Below are 255 nucleotides of genomic sequence, written 5' to 3'. Positions count from 1 at the left end.
CGAACAGCGGGACGTCGGTGTTGCCGACCTCCACGACGTCCGGCGGATTGCCCTGTGCCAGTGCCGTGGCGATCTTCGTGTTGATCCCGTCCCACTCCTGGACCTGGATGTTCACCTTCGCACCGGTATCGGCGGTGAACTTGTCGCCGATGGCCTTCTGGACCGCGTCGGACAGGTCGCCGTCCATGTACCAGACGGTGATCGTCTTGCCGGCCCCCGACCCCGACCCGGCGATCTTCGAGGTCGAAGCCGCCG

Annotated in this window: 1 protein-coding gene; it reads right to left on the bottom strand. The window is 66.3% G+C overall.

The window, feature by feature from the left end; genetic code table 11:
* Positions 1–255 (bottom strand): extracellular solute-binding protein (locus GWK61_RS55755; RefSeq protein ID WP_194922429.1); only part of this gene is annotated, 255 nt, incomplete at both ends.

This window comes from Catenulispora rubra (genome assembly GCF_015356825.1).
GTDB classification, from domain to species: domain Bacteria; phylum Actinomycetota; class Actinomycetes; order Streptomycetales; family Catenulisporaceae; genus Catenulispora; species Catenulispora rubra.
Note: the sequence above shows the minus strand (reverse complement) of the source record. Positions and strands in the feature narration are given on the sequence as shown.